The organism is Bacillus sp. Xin1 (assembly GCF_013314535.1).
Lineage (GTDB): Bacteria > Bacillota > Bacilli > Bacillales > Bacillaceae_G > Bacillus_A.
In genome coordinates this window covers 234,793-257,169 of sequence record NZ_JABUAE010000002.1, presented here as the reverse complement: position 1 = coordinate 257,169, position 22,377 = coordinate 234,793, and the positions used below count along the sequence as shown (strand labels likewise).

Genomic DNA, 22,377 nt, shown 5'->3' with positions numbered 1-22,377 from the left:
TATAGTTCTGAAAACTGACACTTTTTCTCATAAGAAAAGAGGAGATATTTATCTCCCCTTTTTACTTATTGTTCTTCACTCGATTGCTTTTCAAGTTTTGCATCAATTGTCCCTTCTGCAACCGTATCACTAATTTGTTCTTGGGTTACAGAATTGACTTCCTCGTTCGTTTGGGAAGTATAGCTTTGATTCGTCACTTGTAAGTTCTGTTTATTTTGTTGTTTTTGCATTTCAAACCCTCCTTTATCATTCCTTCTTATTTTGAACAAAAAGAAAGGTTTTCATCACAAAATCATTTTTACGTTGAAACAGTTGTCGGTTCATTTTCTATCCTTTGCATCTTCCTCATCCGTTTTTCAAATGTAGCAACATGAGAAATACCATGATTACGTAATGTTTTCACATTTTCCCAAACATAATTTCCTAAATCATTTGGATAATGAGCATCTGATGAAAGAGTAATAGGTACTTTATGCTTTGCCAATACTTGCAAATAAAGTGGACTTGGACACATTTCTCGAACAGGATAACGATAATATAACCCTGCATTTACCTCCGTTGCTGTATTTGTCTCTACTAATGCCTGAGCAATTCTTTCGTAATAAGGAATCTGTACATTTTCATCTAATCGATAATTAAATACTTTTATATTATCAAGATGAGCTACAATATCAAATAACTTGGAATGAATTGCTTTTTCCACTGTTTCAAAAAACACATCATATAATTCATTCAACTCATGGTTTTCAAAATATTCTTTCGTATCTGGGTTATCAAATCCCCACCCTTCAATAAAATGTACCGATCCAATGACGTAATCCCAATCACCTAATGTTAATAAATCTTCTAGTTCTTGCTCGCCACCAATAAAATAATCAGCTTCAATCCCGAGGCGCAGCACGACTCCCTGTTTTTCCCACCGCTCTTTTGCTTCTTGGATTGCCTTTGTAAAATCGTGAATCGATGTTACTCGCACTTGATCTAACCATTCTTTCTGCAAATAACCCAGCTTTGAATCACTAATATCCACATATTTTTCGTAGTACTCCTTTGCCTCATAAAAACGATATAAGTGATCAACAATCCCCACTTCTTTTATTCCTTTTCGCAACGCTTCTTCTAAATAAAAATCAATCCATTCTGCTGTAAATGGACCTTCTTCCACACGTTTTTTTAAACGTTCTTGTGTTTTCATAAGCCACTTCATAGAATGTTTTTCTTCTTTGAGTGGTTGAAAATATTCTATCGATTCATTTATTCTCGCCAGCCAGCCTAGCGAATACGGTCCCTCTTCTAAATGAAGGTGATAATCTACTTTCATACGCTCTCCCCCTTATAACGTATCAATTTCTTTTCGTCCCCCTATTTTTGAGAGCTTCCCTTGTCTCTCCTTCACTTCTTCTAACACATCTTCTAACGAAACATTTTTTTCAACTAATAAAACAAAACAGTGATAGATGACATCGACCATTTCTTTTACAAGCTCTTCTTTATTATCATTTTTTGCAGCTATTACAACTTCTGTACATTCTTCTCCTATTTTTTTCAAAATTTTATCTTCACCTTTTATAAATAAATAATTTGTATATGATTCCGAAATTGGATTTTCTTTCCGTATTTGAATTATTTCATATAACGACTTCAGTACGTCTCCCACCTTCAGTTCCCCCTTATATGATCTTATAATGAAAGCATGTTTTCTTTCCTGTGTGACAAGCTGGTCCTACTTGCTTAACAATAATTACAATCGAATCTTGATCACAATCTAAATAGAGTGATTGAACATACTGCACGTGCCCTGACGTTTCCCCTTTATTCCATAATGCTTGCCGGGAACGCGAATAAAACCATGTTTTCTTCGTTTCTAACGTTTTTTTATACGCTTCTTCATTCATATATGCTAACATCAAAACTTCTTTTGTTTCTTCTTCTACCACAATAGCCGGCAACAATCCCTTTGAGAAATCAGGTATCATAATCTCACCTCAATCTTCGCTCCTTGTAATTTTCGCTTCACCTCTTGAATGGTTGCCTCACCATAGTGAAAAATAGAGGCTGCTAATGCAGCATTTACTGACGTTTTTTGAAACACCTTTACAATATGCTCAGCGCTGCCACCCCCCCCTGACGCAATAACTGGAATTGAAACAACTTGTGAAATTGTTTCTGTTAAACGAAGGTCATAGCCATCCTTCGTCCCATCTGCATCCATACTCGTAAGTAAAATTTCGCCAGCACCTAATTGTTCTACCTGTTTTGCCCATTGTACAGCATCGACTCCCGTATCAATCCGTCCACCGTTTACATATACATTCCACTTATTTTCTTTTACTTCTCTTGCATCAATTGCGACCACAATACATTGCGAACCGAAATGTTCGGCTCCCTCCTGAATTAACTTTGGATTTCGCACTGCAGCTGAGTTAATTGAAATTTTGTCCGCACCTGCTCTTAGTAACGTATACATATCTTGAACCGATGAAATGCCACCTCCAACTGTAAGTGGAATAAACACTTTTGCCGCCGCTCTCTCTACAACATCCACAATCGTTTTTCTTCCTTCATGCGTAGCAGTGATATCTAAAAAAACAATTTCATCTGCACCTGCTTGATTGTATAAATCGGCTATTTCAACGGGATCCCCTACATCTTGTAGTCCTACAAAATTCACACCCTTTACAACACGCCCAGCTTTTACATCTAAACATGGAATGATTCGCTTCGTTAACATATCTTGGTCACCTGCAATGCCTCTTCTAAATCAATTGTTTTTTCATATAACGCTTTTCCGATAATAACGCCATATACATTCATATCTTTTAATTTCTGTACATCTTGCAATGAGCAAACTCCGCCCGATGCAACAATGCGAATGTCCACGGCCGTCTGTAGTAATTGTAATTGCTCAAAATTTGGTCCCTCTAACGTACCGTCTTTTGCAATATCGGTAAAAATGATTGTTTGTACACCGGTACTCTCCATTTTCTTTGCAAGTTCAATGTAAGAAATTTCAGACACATCTAACCAACCTCTCGTTGCAACGTAACCATTTTTCGCATCAATACCAACAACAATGTTTTCTCCATATAAACGAACTGCTTCTTCTAAAAAAGGGCGATCATACAATGCTGCCGTTCCTAAAATAACCTTTTCTACTCCTACTGACAGTAACATTTCAATTGTTTCAATAGAACGTATTCCTCCGCCTACTTGAACCGGAATCCGAACCGCTTTACATATATCTTCAATTACGGAAAGATTCATTGATTGACCAGCAACCGCTCCATCAAGGTCAACAATGTGCAACGTTCTTGCTCCTAACTTTTCAAACAATAACGCTTGAGCAACTGGATTTTCATTCATAACCGTTTCCTTTTGAAATTCTCCTTGATACAGCCTAACACATCGTCCTTGTTTTAAATCGATAGCTGGGAAGATTTCCATGATTCTACCACTCCTTTAAAATTTCTTAATATTTGTATCCCGATATCACCACTTTTTTCAGGGTGAAACTGCGCTCCAAATATATTCCCTTTCGCAACAAATCCTGGAATATCAATCTCATAGTCGCTACTGCCACATACAACCTCAGCTGGACAATCTGCATAATAAGAATGAACATAATACACAAACGAACCATCTTCAACTCCATTCCACAACTCAATTTCCCGCTTCTTCTTTAATTGATTCCAGCCCATGTGCGGTATTTTATAAGGAACTTCCAGCTTTCTGATCATTCCAGGTAACAAACCTAAACCTTTTGTTCTCTCTATCTCTTCACTCTCTTCAAATAAAAGTTGCATCCCTAAACAAATTCCAAGGAGCGGTTTCTCTTGCCTCCCAATTTCTTGCATCACTGAAACAAGATCTTTTTCCTGCAGGGCAATCATTGCTTTTGGAAAAGCTCCAACTCCCGGTAAGATCACACCGTCACTTTGTAATATTCTTTCTTTATCATCTGTTACAATATGCTCAGCCCCAATACGTGTTAACGCTTGTTCAACACTACGAATATTCCCCATCCCATAATCTACAATGGCAATCAATTACAACAGTCCTTTCGTAGAATTTACACCAACAATTTTTTCATTTTTGTCTACTGCTTCGCGCAATGCACGCCCAAATGCTTTAAATAACGCTTCAATTTTGTGATGCGTATTACTTCCATATAAAATGCGGACATGTAGCGTTATATTCGCCGCATGCGCAACCGCTCTGAAAAATTCCTCTGTCAGCTCTGTATCAAAATCTCCTAACTTAGGATTCTTCAGTTCACCTTGAAACACAAGATAAGATCTACCGCTTATATCAATCGCAGCAAAACCTAACGCTTCATCCATTGGTACATATGCCGATCCATAGCGGTTAATACCTTCCTTATTTTGCAATACTTCTTTCAAACAGTTTCCAAGCACAATCCCAACGTCTTCAACAGTATGATGAGCGTCAACAAATACATCACCCTCTGCTTCAATTTGCAAACCAAATCGGCCGTGCTTCGCAAACAAAGTTAACATATGATCAAAGAAACCAACACCCGTTTGAATTGAAACGTTTGTACTTTCATCTAGTTGTAAACTCAGTTTAATTTTTGTTTCTGTCGTTCCTCGTATTTGACTTGCTTCGCGCATTATTCCTCCTCCTCAAACCGAATTTGAATTGCTCTTGCATGTGCATGTAATCCCTCTTTATCCGCGAGTGTTGTAATATGATGTTGAACGTTTTGTAACGCCTCTTTCGTGTATGATACAAAGCTTGATTTCTTCACAAAATCATCTACTGATAAGGGCGAAAAGAAACGTGCCGTTCCACTTGTTGGCAGTACATGATTTGGGCCTGCAAAATAATCTCCAAGCGGTTCTGGGGCATATGGACCAATAAAAATCGAACCAGCATGTTTAATATAGCCCAAGGCATTCATCGGTTCATTGATGTGTAACTCTAAATGCTCTGGTGCTATCTCATTCGACAATTGAAACGCATCCTCTAGTGAAGGAACGACGAGAACTGCTCCATTTCTTTCTATTGATTCACGAGCTATTTCCCTTCTTGGTAATGCCTGGAGTTGTACTTTTATTTCGCTTTCTATCTCTTTAGCCAATTCGGTACAAGTTGTAATACAAATCGCTGTTGCTCTCACATCATGTTCGGCTTGAGATAACAAATCTGCTGCGATAAAAGATGCATTCCCCGTTTTATCAGCAATTACGACGATTTCAGATGGACCTGCAATCATATCAATATGAACCGCTCCAAACACCTCACGTTTTGCAAAAGCCACATATATATTCCCCGGACCGACAATTTTATCGACTTTCGGAATCGATTCCGTTCCATATGCTAACGCTGCAATAGCTTGCGCTCCACCTACTGTATAGATTTCGTCTACACCGGCAATTTCAGCAGCTGCTAAAATATGAGGATCTATCCCCTCTTTTCCCGGTGGTGTAACCATGATAACTTTCTGAACACCTGCAATTTTGGCAGGTAATACATTCATGAGTACAGATGAAGGATAAGATGCCGTTCCTCCTGGCACATATACACCAACTGTTTGTAACGGTCTAATTAATTGCCCACGAATCACACCTTCATTTTCACAATCTACAAAGGATTGTCTTTTTTGTTTTTCATGGTATGAAATGATGTTTTTCTTTGCTTCTTGCAATGCTTCTAGAAATGAAATATCTACATATTTATTCGCTTTTTCGATTTCTTCTTTTGTAACGTGAAACTGTGTTATCTTGGCACCATCAAAGGTTTTTGTATAAGAAATTAGTGCTTCATCTTTCCTTTCTCTCACTTGTTCAACAATTTCTCTTACACGTAATTGTATAGTTTCTTCTATTATATTAGCCTGCTCTCTGAGCTGCTTTATTCTCTTCAGCGCTTCCGTATAATCTTTATAAATAACCTCCATGACAATCCCTCCTTTTTTATTTAGATACAGTAATTGCACGCTCCATTTTATTGATAATATAGAATATTTCGTCTTTTTTTGTTTTTAAAGCTGCTTTATTCACAATCATTCGAGCAGATATTGGATACATTTCTTCAAATACAATCAACCCATTTTCTTGTAATGTTTTTCCTGTCTCTACAATATCAACGATTGCATCTGCTAACCCTAGCAATGGAGCTATTTCCACAGAACCTTCTATTTTTATAATCTCTACATCTTCTCCTTTTTCTCGAAAATAGTTAGAAGTAATATGTGGATACTTTGTAGCAATTCTCTTTTTTCGATAGCCTTTCGGATTATATGCTGGAATAGAGGCAACACAGAACTTACAACACCCTACACCTAAATCCACCATTTCATATATATCTTTCTCATATTCCATTAAAATATCTTTTCCGACAATCCCAATGTCTGCAACGCCATGCTCTACATACGTTGCAACATCAACTGCTTTCACTAGAATAAAGGAAACGTTCGAACTAGCGCTTTGGAATACAAGCTTCCTTCCTTTATCCATCAATTCCGAACAATCGATCCCAATTTTTTCAAATAGCGGAATGACATGTTTCTCCAGTCTCCCCTTCGTTAACGCAATTTGAATGTTACGCATGAAGTTTCTCCTTCTTTCTGTATGACCCATTTTTCTTTCCACACATATTCCACTAATGCTTTTCCAGTCGCTTCAATTACTTTTATAATTCCATTCTTCTTTGCAAACTGAAATGTATCTTGTAAATTCTCAAACATAGATAATTCTACTTTCCATCCATCTTTCTGCAGTAATCCACGTAACCTTTCTGCTTCAGCTATCATTTCCAAAGAATAATGAATAATCATATCTAAATTTTTTCGCTGGAATGGTTTTTGCTGTTCTTGTAATGTCCGTACAATTTGATTTACTTGTACAGCTAACCCAACCGCTGGCATTGGTTCTCCAAAATTACCAAGCAATTCATCATATCTTCCGCCACTAACGATTTCTCCTCCAACATCATATATATACCCTCTAAAAATAACTCCTGTATAATAATGCAAATGTTGAATCATCCCGAGATCAATTGATATATATGAACCATATCCTAATTTTTCAATCGTTTTATAGATTTCTTTTACCCGCATAATTGCTTGCTTCATCTCATGATTTGAAGCGAGCTTTTCCGCTTCTTTAATCACTTCAAGTTTTCCGAATAACCTTGGTAACTTTTCAAGTAACTGTACCGTTTCATCACTTCGATCTAAATTCTTTTCTTGTAAAAAACGGGATAGCTCTGCATAGTTTTTACTTTCAATATACGTACGTAAGAGCGACTCCTCTTCTTCTCCAAATGATAATTTTTTAACAATACACTTATATAACTGAACTTGCCCTAATTCTATTGTAAAAGATTGAATTCCTACAGCTTGAAGAGCATGGATTGCACTGACGATACATTCAATTTCAGCACGTATATTATTAATTCCGATGATTTCAATCCCTGTTTGAATGATTTCATTGTATTTTCCAGATAATGATTCGTTTGCTCGAAATACATTCCCGCTATATGTTAGCTTCAGAGCCAAATCCTCTCTGAGCGTTCCCATTACCCTTGCTAGAGGAATTGTCATATCAGGTCTCAAAACAATAATCCGCCCTTGCTGATCAAAAAACTTATACATTTTCTCTTCATCTATCGGCCTATTACGAAAAGCAAAAACATCATAAAATTCAATCGTTGGTGTCCGAATTTCTTCATAACCCCTTTCTAAAAAAGTACGTCGTAATTTTTGTTCAACTTCTTCTATTAACGTACACTCTTCAAATACATAATCTCTTGTTCCATCTGGATTTGCTCGCTTCCATTTTGTCATACCGATTCACACTCCTTTAAGCTCTCATCAGTAAACTTCCCCTTTTAGTGTATGGTCTACCATAGCAATCACGAACAAAATAAAAAGGGCCTTGTAGAAAAAATACCTACAAGGCCCTTTTTTAGGGTGTAGGTACAACGGGAATAACCCTTGTACCTACACGTTGTTCACGCTAGGTTCAAGGGTTTATGTATGATGATGTAGTTGTGTAAGCATATTAATAGATTGTACTGTGAACATAATCATTACTCCCTTTCTCCTCTTGTTTTCACATAGTATATAACACAAAATTCAGAATGTAAATACAATTAGAACCTTATATGTATTTTTTTATGACAGCTCGCTAAAAAATTAGCGAGCTATTTTTTGTTCATATTCTTGAATTTTTCGTTCATATTGAAGCGTGATTCCAATTTCATCTAAGCCACTTAATAGCTTTTCTTTCCACATCGTTTCAATTGTAAAATGAAAACGATGTAGCGAAGTCATAATCACTTCATTCTCTAAATCAACTTCTATGACATCTCTTGGATCAACAGCTGCTAGTTTTTCACGCATTTCTTTTTCCATAACGATTGGCAGCATGCCATTTTTCGTACAATTCATATAAAAAATGTCTGCAAATCCTCCCGCAATAATAACACGAAACCCATAGTCAGCAAGTGCCCATGGCGCATGCTCTCTTGATGAACCACAGCCAAAATTTTCACCTGTAATAAGTATACTTGCTCCTTTTCGCTCAGGTTCATTTAGTGGAAAATCTGAATTTTCTTGCCTGTCATCCTCATAACGCCACTCATCGAATAAAAATTTCCCAAAACCCGTTCTTTCAATCCTCTTTAAATATTGTTTTGGAATGATTTGATCTGTATCAATGTTATCGTTCATTAGTACAGCAACAGTCCCTCTATGAATACGAAATGGCTCCATCATAACTCTCCTTTCTCACATCAACGAAATGACCATAAAGTGCTGCGGCCGCTGCCATCGCAGGACTAACTAAATGTGTTCTCGCACCCTTCCCTTGTCGCCCTTCAAAATTCCGATTGGAAGTAGATGCACAATGTTCCCCCTCCGGTACTTGATCTGGATTCATTCCGAGACACATAGAACACCCAGGCTCTCTCCACTCGAACCCTGCTTCTTCAAATATACGATGCAGTCCTTTTTCCATCGCGGCTTTTCGTACTCTTTTAGATCCTGGTACTACAAGTGCCCGCACCCCTTCTTTTACCTTTTTTCCTTTTACAACGGCTGCGGCAATTTCTAAATCTGATAAACGAGAATTTGTACAAGAGCCAATAAATACATGCTGGACCGGAATTCCAAATGCACTTTGTCCTGGCTGGAGCCCCATATATGCAAAAGCTCGTTCATCATTTTTATCACGTGTTTCTGGCAACTGTTCATCGATACGCATGCCCATACTTGGATTTGTTCCCCATGTTACATATGGTGCCAGTTTAGCAACATCTACTAAAATACAAGTATCATATATTGCATCTGGCTCAGTATAGAGCCCCCGCCAATTCGCTACTGCTGATTCGAACTCTTTCGGCGCATACTCACGCCCTTTTACATAAGCAATTGTTTTTTCATCCGGTGCAATAATTCCTGCCTTTGCTCCACCTTCAATCGCCATATTACAAAGTGTCATGCGCTCTTCCATTTCCAGATTTGCAATTGCTTCTCCGTAAAACTCCATCACATATCCAGTTCCAAATGCCACTCCATATGTAGCTAGGAGGTGTAAAATGATATCTTTTGCATATACCCCTTTAGGTAATTTCCCTTTTAATTCAATCCCCATTGCTTTTGGCTTTCGCTGCCACAATGTTTGGGTCGCTAATACATGCTCCACTTCACTTGTACCAATTCCAAATGCTAACGCTCCAAAGGCTCCATGTGTTGCCGTATGACTATCGCCACATACAATGGTCTTCCCCGGCTGCGTTAGTCCAAGTTCTGGACCAATAACATGGACAATCCCTTGATTTTCATCATCAATATCCGCTAATGGAATATTAAATTGCTTGCAATTTTCACGAAGCGTATCTAATTGTTGCTTCGAAATACGATCTGTAATATTCCAAACATCCTTTGTTGGAATATTATGATCCATCGTTGCAAATGTTAAATCTGGTCTCCGAACATTTCGATTTGCAAGCCGCAAGCCTTCAAAGGCTTGCGGGGATGTCACTTCATGTACGAGATGAAGATCGATATATAGTAAATCTAATCCATTTTCATTTGTCGCAACAACATGTCTTTCCCACAATTTATCTAGTAACCTTTTCGCCATTATCTCCCTCTCCCTACTAACGCTTGTTCTTCCATTTCTTGCAGTACACACTTCGTAAAGGAAGATGTTGTTTCATTTCCACCTATATCAGCTGTACATTTACCAGATCGAAGGACTGCGGAAATTGCTTCTTCAATTGCTTCTCCTTCTCTTTTCAAATCAAAAGATTGTCCTAGCATCATCGCAACTGAACGCATCATTGCAATTGGATTCACCTTATTTTTCCCGGCAATATCTGGTGCTGATCCATGGATTGGTTCATACAGCGAAGGGCCATTCTCCGCATGACTTGCCGATGGAAGCATCCCAAGTGATCCAGCTAATACAGATGCTTCATCACTTAAAATATCACCAAATAAATTTTCTGTTACAATTACATCAAATCGAGCTGGATTACGAATCAATTCCATCGCGGCTGCATCTACTAAAATATGTTCAAGTTCAACATTCGGATAGCGAAGCGCCACTTCTTCTGTTATTTCCCTCCAAAGTTTGCTTGACTCTAAAACATTTGCTTTATCAATAGAAGTAACTTTTTTACGACGTTTACTTGCCAGTTGAAAAGCGTAAGAAACAATGCGCTCAATTTCATGACGGTGATAAGTGAGTGTGTCTGTTGCTACTTCTTCTGTTTTTTCTTTTGGAAAGGAGAAGTAAATCCCGCCCGTTAATTCACGAACGACAACAAAATCCACCTCATCAGCCGCCTTCAATGGCGATAAATGGGCAGTTGCTGCATCTACAGTGACAGGACGAACATTAGCAAATACACCAAGCCCTTTTCGAAGCGCCAGCAATCCTTTTTCCGGCCTTTCTTTTGCTTCGTCCCAGCGCGGCCCACCAACCGAACCTAGCAATACAGCATCACTTGCTAAACATGAAGCTAAGGTTCTTGACGGCAATGGTTTCCCGCACGAATCAATCGCAGCTCCCCCAAATTGTTCATCTTGTAAATAAAAATGATGACCATATAATCTTTCTACCATGTTTAATACTTTCTTTGCACTCTCCATAATCTCTGGCCCAACACCGTCACCTGCTAAGCAAACAATACGTTTTTCCAATGATCAGCACCCCTTTTTATTATTTAACTGATTATTCTGAATTTAATCAAGGGAAGCAGGGAGATTCCCCACTTCTCAAACATTATTTTGCAAGCAATAACAAAGCCTTTAATTTTCCTGCTGCATGCACATAGGCTCTTGCCGATGCTTCTAATACATCTTGTGCAACACCAAAGCCTGCAACTTGATGAGTCCCTTCTTTCAATTCAACATGAACATGAGCCAGTGCATCCTGTCCTTGTGTAATGGATTGAATGCGATAATCTGCTAATTCACATTCCATTCCTAAAATTCTTTGAATTGCATTATAAATTGCCTCAATACTTCCTGCCCCTGTTGCTGCATCTTCGTACACATTACCTTCCTCATCTTCCAGTGCAACTGTTGCACATTGCGTACTGTTGGAGACAAAATGTACTTGCAGTTGTTTAATGTTATACTGCTGTGCTAGAAATGCGGTTTCTCCTAGCACTAACGCACGTAAATCTTCTTCTGTAATCTCTTTTTTACGATCTGCTAATCTCTTAAATGCACTGAATGCTATATCTCGCTCTTCCTCCGTAAAATCATAACCAAGCTCCTTCATTTTTTCAGTAAAAGCGTGGCGACCAGAATGCTTTCCTAGTACAAATAAATTTTGCGATTCACCAATTAGTTCTGGTTCAATGATTTCATATGTTGTTACTTCTTTTAATACACCATCTTGATGAATACCTGATTCATGTGCAAATGCATTCGCTCCAACAATCGCCTTATTTTTGGGAACAATCATACCTGTTAAACGACTTACTAATGTACTTGATTCTTTAATCTCTTTTAATGTTATAGAAGATCCGGCTTCATAATAGTCTTTTCTAATATGCAAGGCAACTGCTACTTCTTCCAAGGCAGCATTACCTGCACGTTCTCCAATCCCATTGATTGTTCCCTCTACTTGTAGTGCCCCGCCTTCAATAGCCGCCAATGAATTCGCTACTGCCATACCAAGATCATCGTGACAATGGCAAGAGAAAATGGTTTTTTCATAAGAAGGAACATATTCTTGTAAGTATTTAAAGAGAGAATAGTATTCTTCAGGATTCGTATAGCCAACTGTATCAGGAATATTAACAACATCCGCTCCAGCACGAATCGCAACTTCTACAGCTTCTGCTAAAAAAGGACGAGCCGTTCTCGTTGCATCTTCTGCCGAAAATTGCACTGTTGGGAATAAAGATTTCCCTAAAGTTACAGAGCGATGAATACTATCTAGTACATCTTCTTTTGACATACAAAGCTTATATTTCATATGAATATCACTCGTTGCCAAAAAAACATGTAACCTCGGAGATACTGCACCTTTTACCGCTTCATACGCTCTCTGAATATCACTTTCCTTCGCTCTTGCAAGACTCATAACTGAAGCATTTTGAATCGTTTCCGCAATACGCTTTACTGAACGAAAATCCCCTTCAGAAGCTGCTGCAAATCCCGCTTCCATCACATTAATCCCGAGTTTTTCTAACTGCCTTGCAATCTGCAATTTTTCTTGTTCATTTAAATTGACTCCGGGTGATTGTTCGCCATCACGAAGCGTCGTATCCATGAACAAAATCTGTTTCATATTATTTAACCTCCGCCTTTACTTTCGGTTGTACAAATGGCATCATTTCACGTAATTTACGTCCAACAACTTCAATTTGATGTTCATTCTCCTTAGCATTTGTTGCATGGAAATGCGGTCTTCCTGCTTTATGCTCTGCAATCCACCCTCTTGCAAATGTACCATCTTGGATTTCTTTTAACACTTCACCCATCGCTTTCTTGGTATGTTCTGTTACAACGCGTGGTCCTGATACAAAATCGCCCCACTGCGCTGTATCGGAAACAGAATATCTCATATTTTCAAGTCCACCTTCATACATTAGGTCAACAATAAGCTTCAGTTCATGTAAGCATTCAAAGTAAGCAAGCTCTGGCTGGTAACCAGCATCTACTAATGTTTCAAACCCTGCCTTTACAAGCGCAGTAACTCCTCCGCAAAGTACAGCTTGTTCTCCAAATAGATCCGTTTCTGTTTCTTCTTTAAATGTAGTTTCTAGCACCCCGGCTCTCGTTGCTCCAATTCCATCTGCATAGGATAATGCTTTTTCAGTTGCTTTTCCTGTTGCGTCTTGATATACAGCAAATAATGCTGGAACCGCTCCACCTTCAGTAAATGTACGACGTACTAAATGCCCCGGTCCTTTCGGCGCTACTAGAAATACATCTACATCTTCTGGTGGCGTAACCTGATTAAAGTGAACGTTGAATCCATGTGCAAACACGAGTGAATTCCCAGCTTGTAAATTCGGTTCAATTTCTGATTCGTATACTTCTGGTTGCAACTCATCTGGAAGAAGAATCATGACTACATCAGCAAATTTTGTAGCCTCCGCGACTGGATATACAGAAAAACCATCCTCTTTCGCCTTTTCCCATGACTTCCCTGGCCTTAATCCAACTACTACATCAAAACCATTATCACGTAAGTTTTGTGCATGAGCATGACCTTGGGAACCATATCCAACAATCGCTACTTTTTTCCCCTTTAATACATTTACCTCTACATCTTTCTCATAATAAACTTTTGCCATTTTCTTTCTCCCCCTATATTTAAATGATTAATGAATTAACATAATTTGTTTATCTTGCTTTTTCATACTACGCGTAAATGCAGTAACGCCTGTTCTTGCAATTTCTTTTAAACCATACGGACGCAAAAGCTCAATTAACGCCTCTACCTTTTCTTGCGTACCCGTTACTTGCACAACGATGGAATCCTTTCCAACATCTATTACAGCGGCTCGAAACGGTTCAATTAAACTATATAATTCTGATCTTGACACACTTGTTGTTGCTACTTTAATGAGAGCAAGTTCCCTCGCAATCATTGCTTCTCCTGTTATGTCAGACACTTTTAATACATCAATTTGTTTATGAAGTTGTTTAATGAGCTGTTCTACTTGTTGTTCATTTTCAACATGAACAACAAATGTCATTCGTGAAATATCGGACGATTCTGTATGCCCAACAGAAATACTTTCAATGTTAAAATGCCTTCTTGTCATAACACCTGTGATTCGATTTAATACGCCACTTTGATTTCGAACAGTTGCCGTGACAATCCTTTTCATCGTTTTTCCACCCCCTCCATTTGATGAACCCCTTTTCCTGGAGCAACCATCGGCATAACTTTTTCAGACTGTAATACTCTGCAATCAATGACGACAGGTTCTTGCAAATCAATCGCCGCTTGCAACTGCTCCTTCGCAAGTAACGGATTTTCAATTCGCATCCCTTTTATGCCATATGCATGGGCCAGTGCTACAAAATCAGGCTGACAAGAGAGTAACGAATGAGAATATCTTTGGTTATAAAATTCATCTTGCCACTGCCTTACCATTCCTAAAGCTTCATTATTTAAAATCAAAACTTTAACCGGTAAGGAATGTTCTTTCAATACGCTCAGTTCTTGTAATGTCATTTGAAAACCAGCATCACCAACAATCGCTACAACCAATTCTTTCGGTCTTGCAATTTGCGCACCAATAGCAGCTGGAAATCCAAACCCCATTGTGCCAAGTCCCCCTGATGTCACCCACTTATCCGGGTCCTTTAGTGGATAATATTGAGCAGCCCACATTTGATGCTGACCAACGTCAGTTGTGACAATTGCTTTTCCTTTTGTAATTTCATATAACATATCAATTGCCGCTTGCGGTTTAATCTCTTCAGAATCTTGATCATAGAAAAATGGATATTGTTCTTTTCTGCTTTTTAAAAGCGATAACCATGCACTATGATTTTCTTTTCTGCCTTTACACTCTAGCAATGCCTGCAAAGCTTGCTTCGCACTAGCTACAATCGGAATTTCTGTAGGAACATTTTTCCCGATCTCTGCTGGATCAATATCAATATGCGCAACTGTAGCATCCTTAGCAAAATGCTGTAAATTCCCTGTTAGACGATCGTCGAATCTTGCACCGATATTTATGAGTAAATCACACTCATATAATGCCATGTTTGCTGTATATGAACCATGCATACCTCCCATTCCTAGAAATAATTCATCTTCTGGTGGAAATCCCCCTAGTCCAAGAAGTGTATGAACAACAGGTATACAGTGCATTCTTGCAAAATTTGTTAATTCTTGCGAGGCTTTCGCGTGCAATACACCTGCTCCAGCTAAAATCAAAGGTTTTTCGGCCACATCAATCGCTTCTAATAACTTGTTAATTTGCAATAGGTTTGGCTCATAGTTTGGTTGATAGCCTGGTAAATCCATTTGCACGTCACTACATCGTTCTCCTTTTTCTACTACCATGTTTTTAGGAAGATCGATAACGACTGGTCCTGGTCGACCCGTTTTCGCAATATGAAACGCTTCTTTAATAATTCTTGGTAAATCTGAAGCCTTGCGCACTTGATAATTATGTTTCGTTACCGGCATCGTAAGCCCCATAATATCCGCCTCTTGGAAAGCATCACTTCCAATTAACGTTGTAGCTACTTGACCTGTGAAAACAACAAGTGGCAGTGAATCAATCATTGCATCTGCAAGACCCGTAATCACATTTGTTGCACCCGGTCCACTTGTTGCAATCACAACACCTGGTTTCCCGGTAACCCGTGCATAGCCTTCTGCTGCATGGATTGCCCCTTGTTCATGCCTCGTTAAAATATGAGGAATTTCACAATCATAAATTGCATCATATAACGGCAGAACAGCTCCTCCAGGATAACCAAAAATAACTTCTACCTCTTCCTTTCCTAGCGCTTCTAACAACAGCTGTGCACCAGTTGCCATTTTCTCTTCCGTTTTCGAAGACATCTCTCTTTTAACCTCCTTTAAAATTTCCTTATACAATAAAAAAATCCTACGTCCACACTCCAGCTATGTGCTGAAGGGACGAAAGATTTCGCGGTACCACCCTTCTTCGCAAGAATATCTCTTGCCTCAGTGACTCGGGATGAGTCTAGCTAATAACGGAGCTACCGTCTAAGCCTAGACAAACGCTTCAGCTTAGCACTCAAGGGCGATGTTCGTCGACGTGAACCATCGGTTTCCAGCAACCACCGACTCTCTGTGAGGCTTCACAATCAACTACTCCTCCCTATCAACGCTTTACAAATTTATATTTCATTACATTTCTATCATCCAACTTTATTTTCTTCGTAAATTTTTTCCCCATCTTCTACAACTAATTTACGAAACTCTTCCAATAAGCGATTTGTATGTGGACCCGTTTTCCCAGACCCAATCATTCTTCCATCAACTGTCGTAACTGCAATCACTTCAGCTGCAGTTCCTGTTAAAAATACTTCATCAGCTACATATACATCGTGTCTTGTAAATAGTTCTTCTCTTACGTCATACCCAAGCTTTTCTCCAATTTCCAAAATAGCGTTTCGTGTAATACCTTCTAATGCTCCTGCAGAACTTGGTGGTGTAATTAATTTATTTCCTTTTACAATGAACACATTATCACCAGATCCTTCTGCAACATACCCTTGCTCATTCAACATAAGTGCTTCTTGCACACCAGCCAATTTTGCTTCAATTCGAACTAAAATATTATTTAAATAGTTCAAAGACTTTACTTGAGGCGTTAATACATCCGGGCGATTACGACGCGTCGCAACCGTCACAACAGGTATCCCTTTTTCGTAATATTCAGCCGGAAATAAAGATAACTGTTCCGCAATTACAACAACATTTGGTTTCAAACAAGAATCAGGGTCTAATCCAAGATTCCCAGCTCCCCGTGATACTACTAAACGGATGTATCCATTCAATAGCTTATTTTGACGAATTGTTTCAACAACAATATTTGTTACTTCGTCTAACGTATATGGAATTTCCAACATAATGGATTTTGCTGACTCATATAAACGAATAAGATGTTCTTTCAGCCTGAAGACATTGCCACTATAGACACGAATCCCTTCAAACACCCCATCGCCATATAAATAACCATGATCATATACTGAAACTTTTGCTTCGTCTTTTGGAACAAATTCTCCATTTAAGAAAATCCATTGCTCATTCACTGAAAAGCGCCTCCTATGTCCTGTGAATTTTTTATTGTTTCCTAGTTTACTCTCCTTTTTAAATAAATCAAGTTAATTTTTAGAAAATTTATAATTTTTAATTTTATATATATCCTCGTTTATATTGATTTATCAACATTGTTAACGTTTACAAAATATCAAAAAAATATTTTCCGTCACTTTTCCTCAAAAAAATATTTGTTTAAAAGAAGGATTTTTGTCAGATGGTGCGAATCTATTGTATTCAATAAACGGACTTCCGATTTTGTATATTCGAGAATAAAAGCGACTTTTGATTGAAAAGGAGGAAAATAAAAACATAATAACATTGTATAAAAATAACAATCATATTTTTCATGTAGCTTTCATAATCCTATTTAAAAAAAACAATTTGTCAAACAAAGGAGGAAAATAATATGGCATGTGTACAAATTAAAGGAACGAGACAAGAGGTAGTAGAAATGTTACAACTATTTGATTTAATGGATACGAAAGGTCTATGTAAATTTAACAATTACGTGGAGGTGTATCCAAATGAAGAACAGAATAACAACTTCATCGCCTCAATTGATATTCAGTCAAATGATAATTCTTCCCAAGATCAATTAAACGATCAATTTGTAAGTCAAATGCTAACTGGTGTGTATAACGACTAATAAAGTGAAACTTTAATCAGTGGGGATTCTTCATCCCCCACTGATTATTAGCCCTCACCAATCGGGCTTTTACGGGCAGTTTATCTCCCACCTAACTTCTTTAGAAAAGCGGAAGCGGCTCGCTCAGAATCGCAGGACGTTGGATCCCTAGGCAGAGAGGCGCTTTTTGCCTCCGTCCGAGGGGCGAAACGACCGGAGATTCTAGCCGCTAGAGCTAGACATTGCTCCCGCCGAATTTTGAGGTGGGAGTATTACTGCTCTAAAATAGCGGGATAAATTAGCACTCCTACTTTATATTTACACTTTCCTATCATCTTTTTCTCAAATATTTAAATATCCGCTAAAAATTTGAGCATATTACTAGATGGTAGGAGGTGAAAATTATGGCTAAAATCGGTGTTGAAGATTCTTTAACAGATGTACAACAAGCACTACAACAAAAAGGATATGAAGTTATTTCACTACGCTCTGAAAATGACGCGCAAGGATGCGATTGTTGCGTCGTAACTGGGCAGGATTCTAATGTGATGGGAATCAGCAATGTATCCACAAAAGGTTCTGTGATTGAGGCAAGTGGTTTAACAACAGATGAAATTTGTCAAAAAGTTGAAAGCAGACTATAAAAAATAACATGTCTATTATATGTAGCTTACCCAAAAAGAGAAGCCTCCTTATGAAAAGGAGACTTCTCTTTTTTATATTCACCTAACGGGAAAGTAACATATACTGGATGAAAGCCCTACCTCTCTCTCATCAACACGGTTCCTCTGACCGCTCCTTGATACACTAGTATGTGTATAAGCTTACAAATACAACTTTTTGGGTTTATTCACAAAAGTTGTTGGTAAAATTACCCGATCTTTCGCGAATTTTTCATGTTGCATTTATAAGAAATATCCAATATATACTAGCTGTAACCGAGACACGAAATTTAATTTTAACACTTAAAAATAGATTCGTCAATATTTATTTCCAAAAAATAAAAACAAACATCGAATCTGTCTGTTTTAGAATGGAGCCTTTTCTTTTACTACATACACAACAAATCCACTTACTAACATACATAAGCCGACAGTAAAATTCTTGATGTTAATCATAACTACCTCTCCCTTATTTCACAAATCTTATATATATATATTTACAGTTCAGTTATATTCATTAGTCCTAAGCACACTTTTCCTAATATATCATAATTCCTAAAAAATGCAAGTTCACTTTTTAACGACCGTTTACAAACTTATCTACAGTGCTTGGAACTGTATTCAGAGCTTTTTCAATCAAGTGTGTACCACTATGTAAATGTAACACTTGCACACCACCAGATCCTACCACTAAAAACGCAACCGGGTCGATTGAAACCCCTGCACCACTTCCCCCTCCAAATGGATGTACTTGCTTCACCTCTTTTGGTTGTCCTTGTCCTGCCGAACTTTTTCCTAACGATGTTTCCCCTTTAAAATCACTTCCCCCTGCGCCAAAACCAAAGGCAACTTTTGAGACAGTTAAAACAACATTTCCGTCCGCTGTTGAAACAGGACTTCCGACAATTGTATTCACATCAACCATCTCTTTTAAATTTGTCATTGCAGTTTTCATTAAGTTTTCAATTGGATGTTCCATCATTTAAACCACCTTTTTCCTCTTAATTCTTTTTTATACTTTCCAAAATAGAGGAACTCATACCAAGTTTTACAATTCATAAAAAAACAATGATCCATTATCATCTTTTTCAGCCTACAATCTAAAATCAATATAAGACCCTTCACCTCATCCTGATAAAGCGATGAGGTGAAGGGTCTACTTCTTGCCGGATAAAAAAGAAAAATATATACATACTACTAATGAACCTTGTTATGAAAGGAGACATTACTGTGACTGATAAATTTGATGAACGACATAGAACTGAAGAAGGAGATTATAAAGAAGAGTATGCAGCAGAGGTTGCTCCTCAGCGTATTAACTATAACGATAAAGACGAAGTAAAATCAAAAACAGCAGGCTCAACTGCTGGTTTTATTGCACTTGCTCTTGCTGTATTATCTCTCTTTACATTCCCTACGCTTTTCGGGCTTGTTTCTGTTTTACTTGGCATTTACGCTTATAATCGCGGAGCTACTGTAACTGGTGGTATCGCAGCTATTGTAGGTGGTATTGCTGCACTTGTCGCTCTCTTATTCCGCGTGGCGATTATTGGTTTCTTGTTCGCACTCTTTTAAAGAAAAAAGGTATCTCGCTCTTTGCGAGATACCTTATCCTGTGAAAACATCTTCTGATGGATATCGAATCTTTTGTTTCGCTGGTCGCGCTAGAGAAAATACAAGTGTTAACGGACCAATTAATCCACAAAACATAACAAACATAATAATACATTTTCCCATAGCTGATAACTTTGCTGTAATCCCCATCGATAATCCAACTGTACCAAATGCAGAAATCGTTTCAAATAACAATTGAACAAAACTAAAATCATCTGTTAGCATCAGCAAAAATACCGCTACGAAAATAAGGATTTGGCTAGCAATAACAATCGCCAATGCTCTCGTTACCGTCGACATTTTAATTGTACGACGAAATAAAACAAAGTCTTCTTTCTTTCTAAAAAAGGCTACAACCGATATAATTAAAATAACAAATGTTGTTAACTTAATGCCCCCACCTGTCGAAACACTTCCTGCACCTATAAACATTAAAATCATCGTAAACAATATTGACGATTCTTCCATTCCACCATAATCAATCGTATTAAATCCTGCAGTCCTCGGTGTAATTCCTTGGAAAAATGAGGCCCAGAGTTTTTCACTTAAAGACAAAGAGCCTAATGTTTTTACATTGTTATACTCCAATATAAAAATCACAATAATCGCAATAACATTAAGGGCTACTGTGCCAACAATCATGATTTTCGAATGGAGTGATAGTTTCTGAAAACTACGGCTATACCATATATCAATTAACACTGTAAAACCTAAACCACCTATAACAATTAAAGAACAAATTCCAATATTAATAATAGGATCTCCTACATAACGTGTTAAATTATCAGGCCAAAGGGCAAATCCGGCATTATTATAAGCTGCAATAACATGGAAGATACTATAATATACTCCCTTTCCGAAACCAAATTCCGGAATAAATCGAATAGATAAAAAAGCAACACCTATTAATTCGATACAAATAGAAAAAATAAAGACACGCTTTACTAATTTTACAAGACCACCTATATTCGTTTGATTAAACGCTTCTCCAATTAATAATCGGTGGCGCAATCCAATTTTCTTTCCTAATATCCATACAATTAAAATCGCAATTGTCATTAATCCAAGACCACCCGTTTGAATTAACAACATAATGATGATTTGACCAAACATTGTAAAAGTACTAGCAGTATCTACAACTCCTAAACCTGTTACCGTTGCTGCCGATGTTGCTGTGAAAAAAGCGTCTACCCAACTAATTGATTCTTTTGTCGCAAATGGTAGTTTTAATAACATTCCTCCGACCACAATTAAACAAAAAAAGCCCATTGCTAAAATTTGAGGCGGGCTTAGTCGGATTAAACGATTGTAAAACCCTTTTTTTGTTGCTCCCATATCACTAACTCCCTTAATAAAGTAACACCGATATCTATATCTGTATGTCCATGGTCCGGTGTACTTAAAACATATCTTACAGATAATCATTTTATAATGAGATTTTTTACTTCTTGTACTTTTAAATCAAACTCTCTTGAGCGAATAAATTTTTTATACTCCCATAATATAGTTGAGCATAATCCTTTTTTTCATAGATTTCAACACTTATTTTCATACAAATTGAACCCACTATTATTAGGGCGTTTCTTCTTATTTCACTGATAGAAATGCCTTACTAAAAAATCTAATTAACCCTTTTTACACTATTTTTATCTTCATTAAAGTGACCGTTCCACTTGAATAAAGTAAAACTTTTAAAATCCCCATACCTTTCACTTCGAATTCACATTAAGGTCACATCTATCTTTTATATTATAACTATCAAAGCTGTTCCTCCCTAATAATGAGGCATTCCCCAGTGTCTTGAACAGCTTTCCATCCCTTATTAAAATTGACATAAATTGTCCCCTTCCATGACCATCTTGCACTCGCAAGATGGTCTATTTTTTTTATTCACCATACTATCTCCTTTACCGATTCACGAGCTATTCATTCGACTATAAAGCCTCTAACTTTTTTATCTTTCATCTATGATCAAAATAGAGAAAAACTTTTAAAATCCCTATACCTTTCACTTCAAGTTCACATTGAATTCACACCTATCTTTTATATTATAACTATCGAAGCTGTTCCTCCCTAATAATGAGGCATTCCCCAGTGTCTCGAACAGCTTTCCATCCCTTATTAAAATTGACATAAATTGTCCCCTTCCATGACCATCTTGCACTCGCAAGATGGTCTATTTTTCATCTTAAAATATAATTTTATTTTTAAATTCTTC

At 37.6% G+C, this 22,377-nt stretch carries 25 protein-coding genes and 1 other annotated feature; of the genes, 3 read left to right on the top strand and 22 right to left on the bottom strand.

The window, feature by feature from the left end:
* Positions 1-65 precede the first annotated feature (65 nt).
* From HRG09_RS04445 to ilvE, 19 genes are all read right to left on the bottom strand, one after another.
* Positions 66-230: a DUF4025 domain-containing protein gene (locus HRG09_RS04445; RefSeq protein ID WP_174099545.1), complete on the bottom strand. Its 165-nt coding sequence runs from the start codon at positions 228-230 to the stop codon at positions 66-68.
* 68 nt (positions 231-298) lie between these two features.
* Positions 299-1,321, bottom strand: coding sequence for a histidinol phosphate phosphatase domain-containing protein (locus tag HRG09_RS04440; RefSeq protein WP_174099544.1), 1,023 nt, complete (start codon positions 1,319-1,321; stop codon positions 299-301).
* A 12-nt stretch (positions 1,322-1,333) separates the two neighbouring features.
* Entirely contained in the window at positions 1,334-1,657 is a 324-nt protein-coding gene (hisE, locus tag HRG09_RS04435; protein ID WP_174099543.1) for a phosphoribosyl-ATP diphosphatase, read from the bottom strand.
* 13 nt (positions 1,658-1,670) lie between these two features.
* Entirely contained in the window at positions 1,671-1,976 is a 306-nt protein-coding gene (hisI, locus tag HRG09_RS04430; RefSeq protein ID WP_174099542.1) for a phosphoribosyl-AMP cyclohydrolase, read from the bottom strand.
* A complete protein-coding gene (gene hisF / locus HRG09_RS04425; protein ID WP_174099541.1) occupies positions 1,973-2,731 on the bottom strand; it encodes an imidazole glycerol phosphate synthase subunit HisF in 759 nt (252 codons plus the stop codon). Before hisF ends, hisI begins: the two co-directional genes overlap by 4 nt.
* Positions 2,725-3,444: a 1-(5-phosphoribosyl)-5-[(5-phosphoribosylamino)methylideneamino]imidazole-4-carboxamide isomerase gene (gene hisA / locus HRG09_RS04420; protein WP_174099540.1), complete on the bottom strand. Its 720-nt coding sequence runs from the start codon at positions 3,442-3,444 to the stop codon at positions 2,725-2,727. The genes hisF and hisA overlap by 7 nt, the downstream gene beginning before the upstream one ends.
* The gene (gene hisH, locus HRG09_RS04415) at positions 3,417-4,046 is read right to left on the bottom strand and encodes an imidazole glycerol phosphate synthase subunit HisH (protein WP_174099539.1); all 630 of its coding nucleotides are present in this window, start codon (positions 4,044-4,046) and stop codon (positions 3,417-3,419) included. Before hisH ends, hisA begins: the two co-directional genes overlap by 28 nt.
* Positions 4,047-4,631: an imidazoleglycerol-phosphate dehydratase HisB gene (hisB, locus tag HRG09_RS04410; RefSeq protein ID WP_174099538.1), complete on the bottom strand. Its 585-nt coding sequence runs from the start codon at positions 4,629-4,631 to the stop codon at positions 4,047-4,049.
* Entirely contained in the window at positions 4,631-5,920 is a 1,290-nt protein-coding gene (gene hisD / locus HRG09_RS04405; RefSeq protein WP_174099537.1) for a histidinol dehydrogenase, read from the bottom strand. The genes hisB and hisD overlap by 1 nt, the downstream gene beginning before the upstream one ends.
* A 16-nt stretch (positions 5,921-5,936) precedes the next feature.
* On the bottom strand, positions 5,937-6,572 hold the full coding sequence (hisG, locus tag HRG09_RS04400; protein WP_174099536.1) for an ATP phosphoribosyltransferase: 636 nt from the start codon (positions 6,570-6,572) through the stop codon (positions 5,937-5,939).
* The gene (hisZ, locus tag HRG09_RS04395; protein WP_174099535.1) at positions 6,548-7,810 is read right to left on the bottom strand and encodes an ATP phosphoribosyltransferase regulatory subunit; all 1,263 of its coding nucleotides are present in this window, start codon (positions 7,808-7,810) and stop codon (positions 6,548-6,550) included. Before hisZ ends, hisG begins: the two co-directional genes overlap by 25 nt.
* 351 nt (positions 7,811-8,161) lie before the next feature.
* Positions 8,162-8,740, bottom strand: a complete 579-nt coding sequence (gene leuD, locus HRG09_RS04390) for a 3-isopropylmalate dehydratase small subunit (protein ID WP_174099534.1) — start codon at positions 8,738-8,740, stop codon at positions 8,162-8,164.
* Entirely contained in the window at positions 8,718-10,112 is a 1,395-nt protein-coding gene (gene leuC / locus HRG09_RS04385; RefSeq protein ID WP_174099533.1) for a 3-isopropylmalate dehydratase large subunit, read from the bottom strand. Before leuC ends, leuD begins: the two co-directional genes overlap by 23 nt.
* The gene (gene leuB / locus HRG09_RS04380) at positions 10,112-11,176 is read right to left on the bottom strand and encodes a 3-isopropylmalate dehydrogenase (RefSeq protein ID WP_174099532.1); all 1,065 of its coding nucleotides are present in this window, start codon (positions 11,174-11,176) and stop codon (positions 10,112-10,114) included. The genes leuC and leuB overlap by 1 nt, the downstream gene beginning before the upstream one ends.
* Positions 11,177-11,258: 82 nt before the next feature.
* A complete protein-coding gene (locus HRG09_RS04375; protein ID WP_174099531.1) occupies positions 11,259-12,779 on the bottom strand; it encodes a 2-isopropylmalate synthase in 1,521 nt (506 codons plus the stop codon).
* Between the two features lies 1 nt (position 12,780).
* Positions 12,781-13,791 carry a ketol-acid reductoisomerase gene (gene ilvC / locus HRG09_RS04370; RefSeq protein WP_174099530.1) on the bottom strand — a complete coding sequence of 337 codons (1,011 nt, stop codon included), beginning with the start codon at positions 13,789-13,791 and terminating at the stop codon, positions 12,781-12,783.
* A 27-nt stretch (positions 13,792-13,818) separates the two neighbouring features.
* Positions 13,819-14,331 carry an acetolactate synthase small subunit gene (gene ilvN / locus HRG09_RS04365; protein WP_174099529.1) on the bottom strand — a complete coding sequence of 171 codons (513 nt, stop codon included), beginning with the start codon at positions 14,329-14,331 and terminating at the stop codon, positions 13,819-13,821.
* Complete coding sequence (gene ilvB, locus HRG09_RS04360; RefSeq protein ID WP_174099528.1) at positions 14,328-16,028, bottom strand: acetolactate synthase large subunit; 1,701 nt, start codon at positions 16,026-16,028, stop codon at positions 14,328-14,330. The genes ilvN and ilvB overlap by 4 nt, the downstream gene beginning before the upstream one ends.
* Positions 16,029-16,099: 71 nt before the next feature.
* Positions 16,100-16,327: a binding site (T-box leader), on the bottom strand.
* A 24-nt stretch (positions 16,328-16,351) separates the two neighbouring features.
* Positions 16,352-17,248 (bottom strand): branched-chain-amino-acid transaminase, encoded by an 897-nt coding sequence (gene ilvE / locus HRG09_RS04355; RefSeq protein WP_174099527.1) that lies wholly within the window; start codon positions 17,246-17,248, stop codon positions 16,352-16,354.
* A 416-nt stretch (positions 17,249-17,664) separates the two neighbouring features.
* Here ilvE and HRG09_RS04350 point away from each other — a divergent pair, with 416 nt between their 5' ends.
* Together HRG09_RS04350 and HRG09_RS04345 are read left to right on the top strand one after the other, a co-directional pair.
* Positions 17,665-17,904 (top strand): DUF3911 family protein, encoded by a 240-nt coding sequence (locus HRG09_RS04350; RefSeq protein ID WP_174099526.1) that lies wholly within the window; start codon positions 17,665-17,667, stop codon positions 17,902-17,904.
* A 383-nt stretch (positions 17,905-18,287) separates the two neighbouring features.
* Positions 18,288-18,527, top strand: a complete 240-nt coding sequence (locus HRG09_RS04345; protein WP_174099525.1) for a YkuS family protein — start codon at positions 18,288-18,290, stop codon at positions 18,525-18,527.
* A 384-nt stretch (positions 18,528-18,911) separates the two neighbouring features.
* On the opposite strand, the gene HRG09_RS04340 is transcribed toward HRG09_RS04345, so the two are convergent.
* Positions 18,912-19,001, bottom strand: a complete 90-nt coding sequence (locus tag HRG09_RS04340; protein WP_000608217.1) for a hypothetical protein — start codon at positions 18,999-19,001, stop codon at positions 18,912-18,914.
* A gap of 121 nt (positions 19,002-19,122) precedes the next feature.
* On the bottom strand, positions 19,123-19,524 hold the full coding sequence (ytfJ, locus tag HRG09_RS04335) for a GerW family sporulation protein (protein ID WP_174099524.1): 402 nt from the start codon (positions 19,522-19,524) through the stop codon (positions 19,123-19,125).
* Between the two features lie 233 nt (positions 19,525-19,757).
* On the opposite strand from ytfJ, the gene HRG09_RS04330 reads away from it, so the two are divergent.
* Complete coding sequence (locus HRG09_RS04330) at positions 19,758-20,120, top strand: imidazole glycerol phosphate synthase (protein ID WP_174099523.1); 363 nt, start codon at positions 19,758-19,760, stop codon at positions 20,118-20,120.
* A gap of 33 nt (positions 20,121-20,153) precedes the next feature.
* Here the strand turns inward: HRG09_RS04330 and HRG09_RS04325 are convergent, their stop codons facing one another.
* Complete coding sequence (locus HRG09_RS04325) at positions 20,154-21,494, bottom strand: TrkH family potassium uptake protein (protein ID WP_174099522.1); 1,341 nt, start codon at positions 21,492-21,494, stop codon at positions 20,154-20,156.
* Between the last annotated feature and the right edge of the window lie 883 nt (positions 21,495-22,377).

Excerpts from the sequence above, each read along its gene's own strand:
- HRG09_RS04445 (WP_174099545.1), bottom strand. The coding sequence starts at position 230 with ATGCAAAAACAACAAAATAAACAGAACTTACAAGTGACGAATCAAAGC.
- HRG09_RS04440 (WP_174099544.1), bottom strand. The coding sequence starts at position 1,321 with ATGAAAGTAGATTATCACCTTCATTTAGAAGAGGGACCGTATTCGCTA.
- hisI (WP_174099542.1), bottom strand. The coding sequence starts at position 1,976 with ATGATACCTGATTTCTCAAAGGGATTGTTGCCGGCTATTGTGGTAGAA.
- hisF (WP_174099541.1), bottom strand. The coding sequence starts at position 2,731 with ATGTTAACGAAGCGAATCATTCCATGTTTAGATGTAAAAGCTGGGCGT.
- hisA (WP_174099540.1), bottom strand. The coding sequence starts at position 3,444 with ATGGAAATCTTCCCAGCTATCGATTTAAAACAAGGACGATGTGTTAGG.
- hisB (WP_174099538.1), bottom strand. The coding sequence starts at position 4,631 with ATGCGCGAAGCAAGTCAAATACGAGGAACGACAGAAACAAAAATTAAA.
- hisD (WP_174099537.1), bottom strand. The coding sequence starts at position 5,920 with ATGGAGGTTATTTATAAAGATTATACGGAAGCGCTGAAGAGAATAAAG.
- hisG (WP_174099536.1), bottom strand. The coding sequence starts at position 6,572 with ATGCGTAACATTCAAATTGCGTTAACGAAGGGGAGACTGGAGAAACAT.
- hisZ (WP_174099535.1), bottom strand. The coding sequence starts at position 7,810 with ATGACAAAATGGAAGCGAGCAAATCCAGATGGAACAAGAGATTATGTA.
- leuD (WP_174099534.1), bottom strand. The coding sequence starts at position 8,740 with ATGGAGCCATTTCGTATTCATAGAGGGACTGTTGCTGTACTAATGAAC.
- leuC (WP_174099533.1), bottom strand. The coding sequence starts at position 10,112 with ATGGCGAAAAGGTTACTAGATAAATTGTGGGAAAGACATGTTGTTGCG.
- HRG09_RS04375 (WP_174099531.1), bottom strand. The coding sequence starts at position 12,779 with ATGAAACAGATTTTGTTCATGGATACGACGCTTCGTGATGGCGAACAA.
- ilvC (WP_174099530.1), bottom strand. The coding sequence starts at position 13,791 with ATGGCAAAAGTTTATTATGAGAAAGATGTAGAGGTAAATGTATTAAAG.
- ilvN (WP_174099529.1), bottom strand. The coding sequence starts at position 14,331 with ATGAAAAGGATTGTCACGGCAACTGTTCGAAATCAAAGTGGCGTATTA.
- ilvB (WP_174099528.1), bottom strand. The coding sequence starts at position 16,028 with ATGTCTTCGAAAACGGAAGAGAAAATGGCAACTGGTGCACAGCTGTTG.
- HRG09_RS04350 (WP_174099526.1), top strand. The coding sequence starts at position 17,665 with ATGGCATGTGTACAAATTAAAGGAACGAGACAAGAGGTAGTAGAAATG.
- HRG09_RS04345 (WP_174099525.1), top strand. The coding sequence starts at position 18,288 with ATGGCTAAAATCGGTGTTGAAGATTCTTTAACAGATGTACAACAAGCA.
- HRG09_RS04340 (WP_000608217.1), bottom strand. The coding sequence starts at position 19,001 with ATGATTAACATCAAGAATTTTACTGTCGGCTTATGTATGTTAGTAAGT.
- ytfJ (WP_174099524.1), bottom strand. The coding sequence starts at position 19,524 with ATGGAACATCCAATTGAAAACTTAATGAAAACTGCAATGACAAATTTA.
- HRG09_RS04330 (WP_174099523.1), top strand. The coding sequence starts at position 19,758 with ATGAAAGGAGACATTACTGTGACTGATAAATTTGATGAACGACATAGA.
- HRG09_RS04325 (WP_174099522.1), bottom strand. The coding sequence starts at position 21,494 with ATGGGAGCAACAAAAAAAGGGTTTTACAATCGTTTAATCCGACTAAGC.